At 70.7% G+C, this 11,548-nt stretch carries 12 protein-coding genes; 7 read left to right on the top strand and 5 right to left on the bottom strand.

The window, feature by feature from the left end; all coding sequences use genetic code 11:
• Positions 1-20 precede the first annotated feature (20 nt).
• Complete coding sequence (locus AB0M82_RS30010) at positions 21-818, top strand: alpha/beta hydrolase family protein (RefSeq protein WP_364728786.1); 798 nt, start codon at positions 21-23, stop codon at positions 816-818.
• 117 nt (positions 819-935) lie between these two features.
• On the opposite strand, the gene AB0M82_RS30005 is transcribed toward AB0M82_RS30010, so the two are convergent.
• From AB0M82_RS30005 to AB0M82_RS29985, 5 genes are all read right to left on the bottom strand, one after another.
• Positions 936-2,138 (bottom strand): amidohydrolase family protein, encoded by a 1,203-nt coding sequence (locus AB0M82_RS30005; RefSeq protein WP_364728783.1) that lies wholly within the window; start codon positions 2,136-2,138, stop codon positions 936-938.
• Between the two features lie 737 nt (positions 2,139-2,875).
• The gene (locus tag AB0M82_RS30000) at positions 2,876-3,580 is read right to left on the bottom strand and encodes a hypothetical protein (RefSeq protein WP_364728780.1); all 705 of its coding nucleotides are present in this window, start codon (positions 3,578-3,580) and stop codon (positions 2,876-2,878) included.
• Positions 3,581-3,626: 46 nt separating this feature from the next.
• A complete protein-coding gene (locus AB0M82_RS29995) occupies positions 3,627-5,063 on the bottom strand; it encodes a DUF1996 domain-containing protein (protein ID WP_364728777.1) in 1,437 nt (478 codons plus the stop codon).
• 320 nt (positions 5,064-5,383) lie between these two features.
• Positions 5,384-6,181, bottom strand: coding sequence for a zf-HC2 domain-containing protein (locus tag AB0M82_RS29990; protein ID WP_364728774.1), 798 nt, complete (start codon positions 6,179-6,181; stop codon positions 5,384-5,386).
• 7 nt (positions 6,182-6,188) lie between these two features.
• The gene (locus AB0M82_RS29985; protein ID WP_364728771.1) at positions 6,189-6,749 is read right to left on the bottom strand and encodes a sigma-70 family RNA polymerase sigma factor; all 561 of its coding nucleotides are present in this window, start codon (positions 6,747-6,749) and stop codon (positions 6,189-6,191) included.
• 239 nt (positions 6,750-6,988) lie between these two features.
• Between AB0M82_RS29985 and AB0M82_RS29980 the strand changes: the two genes are divergently transcribed.
• From AB0M82_RS29980 to AB0M82_RS29955, 6 genes are all read left to right on the top strand, one after another.
• Positions 6,989-7,582 (top strand): hypothetical protein, encoded by a 594-nt coding sequence (locus AB0M82_RS29980; protein ID WP_364728768.1) that lies wholly within the window; start codon positions 6,989-6,991, stop codon positions 7,580-7,582.
• Entirely contained in the window at positions 7,566-8,357 is a 792-nt protein-coding gene (locus AB0M82_RS29975; RefSeq protein WP_364728765.1) for a DUF4142 domain-containing protein, read from the top strand. Before AB0M82_RS29980 ends, AB0M82_RS29975 begins: the two co-directional genes overlap by 17 nt.
• Positions 8,350-8,967, top strand: a complete 618-nt coding sequence (locus AB0M82_RS29970; RefSeq protein ID WP_364728762.1) for a ferric reductase-like transmembrane domain-containing protein — start codon at positions 8,350-8,352, stop codon at positions 8,965-8,967. The genes AB0M82_RS29975 and AB0M82_RS29970 overlap by 8 nt, the downstream gene beginning before the upstream one ends.
• A 1-nt stretch (position 8,968) precedes the next feature.
• Positions 8,969-9,199: a ferredoxin gene (locus tag AB0M82_RS29965; RefSeq protein WP_364728759.1), complete on the top strand. Its 231-nt coding sequence runs from the start codon at positions 8,969-8,971 to the stop codon at positions 9,197-9,199.
• A complete protein-coding gene (locus tag AB0M82_RS29960; RefSeq protein WP_364728756.1) occupies positions 9,192-10,622 on the top strand; it encodes an FAD/NAD(P)-binding oxidoreductase in 1,431 nt (476 codons plus the stop codon). The genes AB0M82_RS29965 and AB0M82_RS29960 overlap by 8 nt, the downstream gene beginning before the upstream one ends.
• Positions 10,623-11,083: 461 nt before the next feature.
• Positions 11,084-11,545, top strand: a complete 462-nt coding sequence (locus AB0M82_RS29955; RefSeq protein WP_364728753.1) for a helix-turn-helix transcriptional regulator — start codon at positions 11,084-11,086, stop codon at positions 11,543-11,545.
• The last annotated feature ends 3 nt before the right edge of the window (positions 11,546-11,548 follow it).

Raw genomic sequence — 11,548 nt, 5'->3', positions numbered from 1 at the left:
GTTGTGCTTCACTTCGGTGCATGATCTCGGAAAGCCGCTGCCCGGTGGAGGACGGCGAGCTCCTCGTCCGCCGCGGCGGCGAGGGCCCGGCGCTGCTGCTGATCGCGGGCGGCACCGGGGCGGGTGACTCCTATCGCGCGCTGGCGAAACAGCTCTACGCGGACTACACCGTGATCACCTACGACCGGCGCGGCCACTTCGGCAGCACCGACACCACCACGGGCCCGGTCCCGGTTTCCCGGCAGGCCGACGACGCCCTGGCCGTGCTGGAGCACGCGGGCGCCGGCCCGATGGCGGTCTTCGGGTCGAGCGCTGGCGCGCTCATCGGCCTCGACCTCGTGGCCCGCCACCCGGACCGCGTGACGACGCTGGTCGCGCACGAACCCCCGGCGGTGCACCTGATGCCGGACGCGGGCGGCTGGCTCGAGGCGGCCGCGGAACAGGTGCGGCTGGCCCGTTCGGGTGAGCTGATGGCGGCGGTGACGCGGTTCGCGGACGCGATCGCGGGCGCGGCCCTGCCCGACCTGCCCACCATCCGGCTGCCGCACGAGGCCGACTGGATCCGGCTGTTCGACCGCGAGCTCACCGAGTTCTTCGACTACCTGCCGGACCTGCGCGCGCTGCGCCGGGCGGGCACGGAGATCTTCCCGGTGGCGGGCGAAGGCAGCCGGGGGCGCTACCACTACCAGCCGGCCAAGATCCTGGCGCTGGAGCTGGGGTTGCCGTTCACCGAGATGCCGGGGGCACACCTGGCGCCGCAACGGAACGCGGCGAAGTTCGCCGTGGCGCTGAAGGATCTCCTGAACCCGGAGCTCTGAGCAGGAGGCACCCGTCGGCGGTGTCGGGGCCGGCCAGCTGCACCTCAACCAGGCGCTGAAGCGGATCCCGCGCCGAGCCGACAGCGCCGGCCGCTCGACGCCGGCCGGCTGAGAACGTCAGACGACCCGGGTGCCGTCCTTCCAGACCTCGCGGATGTTCGACGCCAGCGCCGGGAAGTCGTACGGATCCCCCGCCACCACCACGAGATCCGCCCGCAGCCCGGGTTCGATCCGGCCCAGTTCCCCGTCCAGCCCCATCAACCGGGCCGCCGACGAGGTCGTCGCCACCAGGACGTCCGCCGGGGTCATCCCGCACGCCGCCATCAGCGCCAGTTCCTCGAGGTTCGTCCCGTGCGGGCCGACGCCGCTGTCGGTGCCCATCGCGATCCGGACCCCCGCCGCGTACGCGCGGCGGACCGAGTCGCGGTGGGCCTCCACCACTTCGCGGGCCTTCGCCACCACCGCCGCCGGGAGGTCGACGCCCGCGTCGGCCGCCCGGACCACGTTGACCGGGGCGATCAGTGTCGGCACCAGCCACGTGCCGTGGCCGAGCATCAGCTCGATCGCCTCGTCGTCGAGGTAGATGCCGTGCTCGATCGAGCGCGCCCCGGCGCGGACCGCGTTCTTGATGCCCGCCGCGCCCTGGGCGTGCGCCATCACCGGGCGGCCCTGCATCGACGCCTCGGTGACCAGCACCTCCAGCTCCTCCGGCGTGAACTGCGCATGCCGCGGGTCGTCGCGCGGGGAGAGGACGCCGCCGGTCGTGCACACCTTGAGGACGTCGGCGCCCGCGCGCAGCAGGGTCCTCGCCACCCGGCGCACCTCTTCGGGGCCGTCGGCCGTGGTGTCCGGCCGGCCCGGGTGCGGGACCAGCAGCGGCACGCACAGGCCCGACGGGTACCAGCTGTCGCCGTGGCCGCCGGTCGGGCTGATCAGGCCGATCGAGATCTGCAGCCGCGGCCCGGGGATCAGGCCGTCGTCCACCGCCTGCTTGATGCCGAGGTCCGCGCCGGCGGCGTCGCGGACGGTCGTGATGCCGAGCCCCAGCGTCGCCCACAGGTTCCGCGCGGCTTCGTAGAACTGGTACGAGAACGGCTTCTGCACCCGGGCGAGCAGCCCGATGTCCGACACCGTGACGTGCACGTGGCAGTCGAACAGCCCGGGCAGCAGCACCGTGCCGGCGCAGTCGACGCCCTCGTCGCCGTCCAGGTCCGTGCCGACGTCGACGATCCGGCCGTGCTCGACGACGACGTCGGCGGGCGCCGGGTCCGCGCCGGTGCCGTCGAACACCGAACCGCCGGTGAAGACCGTGCGCGTCACGCCGCCTCCTCGGAAGAAACCGAACCAGCCGGCCGCGGCCCGGCCAGGGCAAGAGTACTCGCGAGCACAACCGTGCCGTAGCGGTACGCCGTTCGGGTCACTTCGCGCGGAAACTCCACTGTGGACGATCAACGGTGTGGACCATCACGGACCGTGGCGGCGACGAGGCCGCAGGACCTCGCACTGGTCGACGCCCTCGACGGGCCGCGGCCCCCGTGCCGTAAGCACGGGGGCCGCAGCGTTCACCGGTCCGGAGGATGAGGGGGGTGAGGTGGAGGGAAGCATCCACCGGACCGGGGTCTTCGAGGGGTGGAGCGGAAGGGCGGAAACCGGCCCGGTGATCGAGGGGCGGCCACCGGCCGGGGATCCGGAGCGGATCTCGCGTGATTGAAAGTGGATCTCGCGTGATTGAAGACGGATCTCGCGTGAAAGGAGTTCCGGCGCGGTGGACGCTGGGGGGTGAGGTGGAGGGAAGTGCGTCCACCGGGCCGGAACTCGCGGGCGGGAGTGACTCCCGCGATCTCCTCCTTCGCTGACCCGGCTGGGCCGGATCGGTGTGGGGTGGGGAATCCCGGCCAGGTGGACAAGGGGGGTGAGGTGGAGGGAAGACGTCCACCAGGCCGGGGATCGGGGCGCGGGACGGGGGTCCCGCGGTTCTTGCGGTGGAGCAACCGGCCCGGCGGACTGGGGGGTGAGGTGGAGGGAAGTGTCCGCCGGGCCGGGGTTCGTGGGGCGGGTCAGTACCCGCCGGAAGAAGACGTCGCGATCGCCTGCCGGGCGTCGGGCCGGCGCGCGGAGTCGACCTTGCAGCCGTTGGGTTCCACGGCGTACCAGGTGTTCCCGACGCCGTGGCCGGTCGCCTCGCCGGGCGCGCCGTCCTGGCTGTAGGTGTAGACGGGCCAGCCGCCGACGGTCACCTGCATGGTGCCGTCCGTCCGGCGGATCTGCCCGATCAGGCCGGTGTCGATGCTTTCGGCGACGGTGATCCGGCCGCCGGCCGCCACGGGCGGCCACTTCCGCGCGCAGGCACCGTCGCAAGTGGACTTTCCGGAGTCCTTGCCGTCCTTGGTGAACAGGTAGAGCGTGTTGCCCGCCTTGTCGGTGAGCACCGGGCCGAGCCCACCGATGTCGGTGGTGCCGACAGTATTGGCCCCGGCAGTGGTGGTCCCGTCAGTGTTGGTCCCGCCAGCGTTGGTCCCGCCAGTGGTGGGCGCGGCCGGGGAGGACTGCGCGGCCTCGTCCGAGCCCGTCACCTTCTCCCCCGTCGGCGTGATCGCCGCCCCGGAGCCGGCCGGAACCGCGCTCACCGGTTGCTGCTGGGCGCCGAGCACCACCGGCTGGACGGCACCGGACGTGGCATACGGGTTGGTCCCGCAGGCCGCGACCAGCGCGAGACCGGCGACGGTGAGCACGGCGGCAGCGACCGGGTGAGCGCGGTTCATCGGAAGTTCTCCCTCCTGGACTGGCTGGGCTGGCTGGCCGGAGCGGTTATTCCGCGCAGGCCTTGCCGGAGTTGACGCAGTTGACCAGGCGACCCATGATCTGCTTGCTCATCACGTTCCCGAAGTCGTCGTGGTCGGACTTCGGGTTGTGCGCTTCCTGGGCGAACGCGTCCACTTTGTACTGCTTCTTCTGCTGGACGTCCTGCGGAACGTCGTAGACCAGGGTGACCTGCAGCTGGGGCACGTTCTTGAACCCCTGGGGGCAGTTGCCCTGCTGGTCGGCGAACACGATGTGGCTGCGGTGGTCCTCGCTGTCGGTGTTCTTGCCGTCCCAGCAGTTCGGGAACGCGTGGATCCGCTCCACCTTGCTGCCCTGCGGGCAGATCGGGTACTTGTCGGTCAGCCGGTCCTCGAACCCGGTGCAGGTCCAGCTCGGCCGGGCGTTCTTCGGGCCGTTGGTGCTCTGCTTGGCGTCACCGTAGAGGATCTTCAGTCCGAGCGGCATCGCGACGACCTGCTCGGCGCCGCCGCCGATGAACTTCAGCTCCGCGGACTCCGGCTCGATGATCTCACCGTCGTTGTCGCCGACTTCTTCGTTCTCGCCCTGCGGACCGCCCAGCTCTTCCTGCTGCGCCTGGCCCTGGTTCTTGTTCTGGTCCTGCTGCTGGTTCTTGTTCTGGTCCTGCTGGTTGTTCTGCTGCTGGTTCTTGTTCTGGTCCTGCTGGTTGTTCTGCTGCTGGTTCTTGTTCTGGTCCTGCTGGTTGTTCTGGTTCTGCTGCTGGTTCTGCTGACGACCCTGGCGGTCCTGCTGCTGACCGTCCTGGTTCTGGTCGCCCTGTTGCTGCTGGGCGTTCTGGCCCGTCCGGCCACCGCCCTGGCCGCTGCGCTGGCGCTGGTCCTGCTCCTGCGCGGCCTTGGCGTCCTTGGCGCTCTGGTCCTGCTGGACGTCGCCGGTCTTGCCCTGCTGCTTCTGCTTGGCCTGCTGGTTCTCACTCGCGTTGGCCGCGTCGTCTTCGCGGTCGATGCGGATGACGGGCCAGAAGTACGCCGACTGGTCGCCGTTCTTGCAGGTGGTGTCACCGGCGAGAAGGCTCTTGAGGCTCGAGTCGGCGTCGGTGGTCACGTTGCCGACGTAGTCGTGCAGGTGCTGAGCACCGTTCTTGATCCCGGGCTGGGCGATGAAGTTGTCCGGGTTGTGGTGCGCGCCGTCCGCGTTCGTTCCACAGTCGACGGTGAAGGACCCCTGCGCGCCCTTCTTCTTCAAGGCCGCGTTGACGTTGCTGCCGGCGGGAACCTTGTTGATGTCGATGAAGAACGACGGGTCCGCGGCGTCCGCGCTGGCCTCACCTGTGCGGCCCGTGCCGACCGCGACGGCGAGGGCGCCGACGGCGATCGCCAGGCCGAGCGCGCCCATCGCGATCTTGGTTCGGCGGGCGACGCGATGCTTGCCCGTCACGGGGGTCCGAGACTGGTTCCGGGCCATAGACTAGTTCACCTCGTTCGTTTTTCCGGGCGCGCACTTCAGCAGCGCGGCAGCCCGGGCAAGAACTACCGATAATTGAGGTCGAAATTGCGCGGAACCCGCGGGGATGTATTCACCGGAGCCGGTCGCCGGGTGTTCCGGCGCCGCCGCCCGGTGCCGCTGGTTCCGGCGTCGGGATGCATCGGGGGATGCATTGGGGGATACGGACCTCAGTGCCCCGAGGTTCAAAAGCGACCGGCCCGTTATCTGTTCGTTACCAAGCGGAACGCAACCGGACAGCATTCACCCAGGTCACCGCGTTCCGGTCGGAAAAGAAGGGTTCAGCGCTGCACGACGACGAGGACCGTGCCGTCGTCGCCGCGGACCTCGAACCGGGCGATCCGGTCCATCGGCAGGGAGATGGAGCCCTGCAGCCGCAACGACTCGGGCGAGCCGGGGATGCCGTATCCCTTGGGCGGCACGGCCCAGCTGGAGACGACGCGGTCTTCCCCCGCCGTCGAAACGGCGACCAGCTGGCAGTTGATCGGCCCGACGATCCCGCGCAGCTCGAGTTCGACGAGACTGCCCCACTCCACCGGCGAAACGGTGACGAGGGCGTTGACCGCGGACCCGCCGCTGCCGCTGCCGCGGCCGTAGGTCTGGCCGCCGCCGGGCGCCTTGGACGAGGCAGCGGACGGCGGCGAGACGGACGTCGCCGGGACGCTCGCCGCCGCCGGCGGCTGCTTGCCGCTCGGGGCGGCGAGCGCGGCGGGCGGGACGGCGTCGGCCGGCCGGACGGCGAGGGTCACCAGCGGGCCGGCCACGACGAGGGCGGCGGCCGCGGCGCCGGCGAGGATGCCGAGCCGTCGACGGCGGCGGCGCTTCACGGTGGCCTCTTCCATGAGGCCGCGGAGCACCCGGGGCCCCGGAGAGAGGGTGCGCGGGCCGGGCGCGGGCATCGGGGGCTCCGGCCAGCTGCGCTTCACCAGGTCGAGGACGTCCGGCAGCTGGTAGAGCTCGATCAGGTCGAGCTGGCAGTTCGGGCAGTTCATCAGGTGCGCTTCGAACTGGGTGTTCTCGGCCTCGCTGAGGACGCCGAGCACGTACGCGGCGACGTCGGTGTGTGCGGAACCGGCCACCCTCAGTTCACCCCCGCTCGCGCAAGGCCCGGCGCAGCGCGCGGACGGCGTGGTGGATGCGGGACTTGACGGTGCCCGGAGGCACGCCGAGGGTCGCCGCGACCTCGTTCACGGTCCGATCGCGCAGGTAGGTCTGCTGGATGGCCTCCCGCTGCTCGGGCGACAGGCCCTGCAGCGCCTCGTAAACGATCATCGCGGCGAGCGTGCGGTCCGATTCGTCGGGCACACAGATCGCGTCGGATTCGATCTCCTCGATCTCCTGGGGACGGGCGCTGCGGCTGCGCCAGCCGTCGATCACGATACGCCGGGCCACCGTGAACAGCCAGGCACGCAGCATCTCCGGCCGGCGGTCGAGCTTGTCGGCGTTCCGCCACGCCTTGATCAGGGTCTCCTGCACGACGTCTTCGGCCCACTGCCGGTCGTGGCCGGTCAGCCGTAGCGCGAACGCCATCAGCGCCCCGCCGAACTCCTGGTAGAGCGCCTTCGCCAGATCGTCATGGGCGTCGTTGGGCTCGACAGCCATTTCCTGATCTTCGACGGATCTGAGCGCTCGGGTGTGCCGTCCCACGCGGGACATCCTGCTGGGCCGGACGGCCTACGTCTAGTGCCAATGCCACATCACCAGGTGGCAAAACTTTTTTGAACCGTTTCCGGACCGTGTCCGTATCCCCTACCGAAGACCCCCGACAGGCGTTGTCCCCGCAACGCTCCGCATCCACTCCGGACCGAACATCCACAGTGGATCCTTCGCGCGCTTTTTCGTTGCACCCCCGGCAACAGCGCGTAGTCATGCCCAACGGAGGAGCAGTGATCCGCATTCCCCGACCGGTGGTTCCCGCCGCCGTGTGCCTCACCGCACTCGCCCTGCTCACCGCCTGTACCGCCGGCGCGGCCACCACCACCGGTGGCGGCTACGCCGGCGGCGCCGGCATGCAGATGCCCGGTATGCAGGCGCCGATGACCCTCGCGATGCCGCAGCCCATCACCGCCAACCCGAACGACCCGGCGAAGAGCCAGATCAGGGCGGCCAAGACGTTCGACCTCGGGCTCCTGCTCGTCGACGGGACCGGCTACACGATCTACCGGTACGACCGGGACACCCCCAACCCCTCGCGGTCGAACTGCAACGGCGCGTGCGCCACGAAGTGGATCCCGGTCAAGGCGGGCGGCAACCTGCCGCCGATCGACGTCGACCAGTCGCTGATCGGGCAGATCACCCGCAGCGACGGCAGCGAGCAGCTGACCCTCGCCGGCTGGCCGCTGTACCACTTCACCGGCGACACCGAACCGGCCGACACCTCCGGCCAGGGTCTCGACCAGGCGTGGTACCCGATCGCGCCGGACGGCAAGAAGATCACGTTGACCCAGGACGAGTGGAGGCAAAATGCGTTCGGCGTCTGAGCTCGCCTGGCTGGAGACCGAGCCCCCGTCGGTCTTCGAACACTCCCGGCCGCTGGTCCGGATCCTGTTCGTGCTGGTCGCGATCATGTCGCTGCTCGCACCGGGCTCGACCTCGCTCGCCCAGACGAACGGGGTTTCCGACACCGACGCGGTGCTGCTGACCAAGGTCCGCCAGGCCGGTCTGTGGGAAATGCCCTCCGGCATGATGGCCATGGAGAAGGGCAGCCCGCTGGTCCAGAAGGTCGGCTTCGCGATCATGATGGACCACGGCCGCCTCGACGTGGCGACCCGCGCGCTCTCGCAGAAGCTGAACTCGCCGGTCCCCGACCAGCCGTCGGAGGAACAGCGCGGCTGGCTCGCCGAACAGATGGCCGCCTCCCCCGGGCCGGAGTTCGACCGCGTCTTCGCCAACCGGCTGCGCGCGGCCCACGGCGCGGTGTTCGCCGTCCTGGCGCAGCTGCGCGCCGGCACCCGCAACGACGACGTGCGAGCCTTCGCGACGGTCGGCAACCAGGCCGTCATGCGGCACATGACGATGCTCGAAAGCACCGGGATGGTCGACTACACCGCGCTGCCTGCCCCGGCTGTCTCCACCACCTCGGCACCCGTCGGCGAGCCGCTCGGCCTCGACACGTCCCAGATCGCCGTGGTGGGGGCGCTGTTCCTGCTGGTCGGTGGCGGTCTGTTCTATGTGCTGCGCCAGATCAAGGGCAACCGTGGCCGCGCCAGGGCAGCCCGGCCGGCCACCGCGAGAACCGGGGGTAGCCATGGTTGAGACCTGGCACGACGCGACGATCTTCCTCACCCAGCAGTTCCAGCCGAAGACCGACCCGGCCGCCCGCGGCCTCGCGGCCTTCGCCGCCCGGACGTCGTACGGGGCCGCGATGCTGACTCTCACCTGGGGCGTGCTCACCGCGACCGGCTGGATCCGCTCGGTCACCGGCCGCAAGGGCCTGCGCAGCACCCACATGGTGCTGGCCACCGCGACGATCATCTTCGGCGCCATCCACGCGCTGGGCTTCACCTACCTGACGGTCCAGCCGTACAGCTTCACCTACATGTTCATCCCGTTCGGCTCCGGACAGGAGGGGCGCCACATCGCGGGCATCGTCGGCTTCGAGGTCATGTTCGCCATCTTCCTCACCGCGGGCCTGCAGCGCTTCACCTCCTACCGGCGCTGGCTGTGGCTGCACCGCTGCGCGTACCCGGCCGTCGGGCTGATCGCGATCCACTCCTGGTTCGGCGCGATCGCGAACGGCCACCTCTCGGTCACCTGGCTGGGCGGCATCACGCTGCTCGTCCCGGCCGTGACGGTGTCGATGCTGCGGTTCATGCCGGCCCGCACCCTCGAACGCATCGGACTCGTGGAAGAGCAGGTGGCCTGACATGCCGCTCCGTTTGCCCGGTGGCGGGCCCCGGATCAGCGTCGACAACGACCGGTGCGAGCTCTACGGCATCTGCGCCATGGAGGCGCCGGACGTGTTCGACCTCGGCCAGGACGGCCGCCTGCGCTTCCACACGCGGCTGCTGGACGAAACCACGATCGAACAGGCGAAGATGGCCGCTCGCTGCTGCCCGATGCAGGCGGTCGTGATGAGAGGGGACCTCGATGGCTGACGGCGACCGGATCGTCATCGTCGGCGCGGGCGTCGCCGGGCTGCGCGCCGCGGAACGCCTGCGGGAACAGAAGTTCGACGGAGAGATCGTCCTGATCGGCGACGAGGCCCGGCGGCCCTACCACCGGCCGATGGTCTCCAAGGCGCTGGTGATGGGGACCGAACGGCCCAGCGACGTGGGCCTTTCGCACTACCTGCCCGACCTCGACGTGCACTGGCGCCTCGGCGCGCGGGTCACGCATCTCGACACCGTCGAGCGGGTCGTGCACCTGCCCGGTGGCGAATCCCTCTGGTACGACGGCCTGATCGCCGCGACCGGCGTCTACCCGCGGCACCTGCCCGGGTCGCCGCGGCACGACCCGCGCGTGCGGATTCTGCGCACGGTCGAGGACTCGATGGCGGTGCGGCGCTGCCTCAACGCCAGCAAGAAGCCGGCCGTCGTGATCGGCGCCGGCCTGATCGGCAACGAGTTCGCCGCGAGCATGCGGCACATCGGCCGGGACGTCACCCTGGTCGGGCACGCGAAGGCGCCGCTGCACCGCTTCGGCGACCGCGTCTCCAGCGGCATCGTCGAGGCGCACCACGAACACCGGGCGAAGCTCGCGATGAAGAGCGAGGTCCGGCACTGGATCAGCACGAAGGACACCGTCGGGCTGCACCTGACGAACAACCAGCTGCTGGTCGCCAGCGTCGTCGTGCTCGCCATCGGCAGCGTCCCGTCGGTCGACTGGATGCGCGGCTCCGGCCTCGACATCAGCGACGGCGTGCTGTGCGACTCGAAGCTGTTCGCCGAGGGCGCGTCCGACGTCGTCATCGCCGGGGACATCGCGCGCTGGCCGAACCTGCGCTTCGACGAGACCCCGCGGCGGGTCGAGCACTGGATCAACGCCGTCGAGTCGGCACGGCACGCGGCGGACAACCTGCTGATGGGGCACTCGAGCGCGGTGCCGTTCACCCCGCTCCCCCGGGCGTGGTCGACGCTGTACGACACGCGGCTGCAGATGTGCGGCATGCCGTCGCTGGCCGAGGACACGGTCACGCTGGCGGACGGCATCACCGGCTTCGTCCGCGACGGCCGGCTCGTCGGCGTCTCCTGTTGGGACAAGCCGCGGGCCATGCTCGACTGGATGGCCGAGCTCGACCGCCGGCTGCCCGCGCCCGACTACGTGCCCGAGCCGGAGCCCGCCCCCGCGGCGGAGGTCCCGACGGTCGAACCGGCACTCGCCGCGTTGTCGGCCGAGGTGCCGCCGGAGTTCGAGAGCGGCTTCGACCAGCAGGCCTTCGAGCGCGAGTTCGAGAGCGAGTTCGCCAACGACATCCCCACGACGGCGTTCCCCGCGCTGTCCCCGCCCACGACGGCGCTGCAGGCGCAGTCGCTGCCCGCGGGGGCGCTGCCGACCATGGCCATCCCGATGGGGAGGTAAGAGCCGGGACGGGGCTGCGCGCGGCGGTCCCCGTCCCTTGCCGGTCACCACATCCCCTCCGCGGCTGGTGGTGTGGTGACCGGCCCCAGCGTCCCCCTGCCCATCTCGCGTCCGTGACAACCGGGGCTTCGCCCCGGACCGTGGGCTCCGCCACCCGGAGCCCCCGAAATCGGGGTACGGACCCGAGCGCCCGGCGGGCCAGGAGAGGGCCGTCCCGAGGGAACCCGACGCCCCCGGGATGGCCTTCTTCCGGCGCACCGGGCGGGGCCAGGGGTCGGGCCGTGGGGCTTTCCGGCGGAAGGGTATGCCGCCGGAAAGCTTTCACGGTCGACCAGTTGCCGGGGTCGCACCGATGAAGGCCGTCCCAGGGAAACGGGAATCCCCGGGGCGGCCTTCGTCGCGCGCGGGGCCGGGCACGGCGGCGCCCCCGGTTCCGCGAACCGCTCCGTTGCTCTCCCTCGATGTGGGATGATCTCCCCGTGACCAGCACCTCCGCCACGGCGCAGTATCTGCGCGACCTCGCGCTGCTGCGCCGGGTCCGGGACCGGATCGACCGGGAGTACGCGCAGCCGCTCGACGTCGAGGCGCTCGCCCGCGGCGTGAACATGTCGGCGGGGCACCTCAGCCGTCAGTTCCGCCGCGCCTACGGAGAGTCACCGTATTCCTACCTGATGACGCGGCGAATCGAACGGGCGATGGCCCTGCTGCGCCGGGGCGAGCTCAGCGTCACCGAAGTCTGCTTCACGGTGGGCTTTTCGTCATTGGGCACCTTCAGCACCCGGTTCGCCGAGCTGGTCGGCGTGCCGCCGAGCGTCTACCGCGAGCAGCAGGCCGCGGCCACCGTGGGAATGCCGCCGTGCGTCGCCAAACAGGTCACGAGACCGATCAGGAATCGAGAAGCGCGGCCGTCGGCGCACTCATAGTGT

The organism is Amycolatopsis sp. NPDC051128, assembly GCF_040682715.1.
In the GTDB taxonomy this organism is placed as follows: Bacteria; Actinomycetota; Actinomycetes; order Mycobacteriales; family Pseudonocardiaceae; genus Amycolatopsis.
This window is presented reverse-complemented; position numbering and strand designations above follow the sequence as displayed.

Excerpts from the sequence above, each read along its gene's own strand:
- AB0M82_RS30010 (WP_364728786.1), top strand. The coding sequence starts at position 21 with ATGATCTCGGAAAGCCGCTGCCCGGTGGAGGACGGCGAGCTCCTCGTC.
- AB0M82_RS30000 (WP_364728780.1), bottom strand. The coding sequence starts at position 3,580 with ATGAACCGCGCTCACCCGGTCGCTGCCGCCGTGCTCACCGTCGCCGGT.
- AB0M82_RS29995 (WP_364728777.1), bottom strand. The coding sequence starts at position 5,063 with ATGGCCCGGAACCAGTCTCGGACCCCCGTGACGGGCAAGCATCGCGTC.
- AB0M82_RS29975 (WP_364728765.1), top strand. The coding sequence starts at position 7,566 with ATGCGTTCGGCGTCTGAGCTCGCCTGGCTGGAGACCGAGCCCCCGTCG.
- AB0M82_RS29970 (WP_364728762.1), top strand. The coding sequence starts at position 8,350 with ATGGTTGAGACCTGGCACGACGCGACGATCTTCCTCACCCAGCAGTTC.
- AB0M82_RS29965 (WP_364728759.1), top strand. The coding sequence starts at position 8,969 with ATGCCGCTCCGTTTGCCCGGTGGCGGGCCCCGGATCAGCGTCGACAAC.
- AB0M82_RS29960 (WP_364728756.1), top strand. The coding sequence starts at position 9,192 with ATGGCTGACGGCGACCGGATCGTCATCGTCGGCGCGGGCGTCGCCGGG.
- AB0M82_RS29955 (WP_364728753.1), top strand. The coding sequence starts at position 11,084 with ATGTGGGATGATCTCCCCGTGACCAGCACCTCCGCCACGGCGCAGTAT.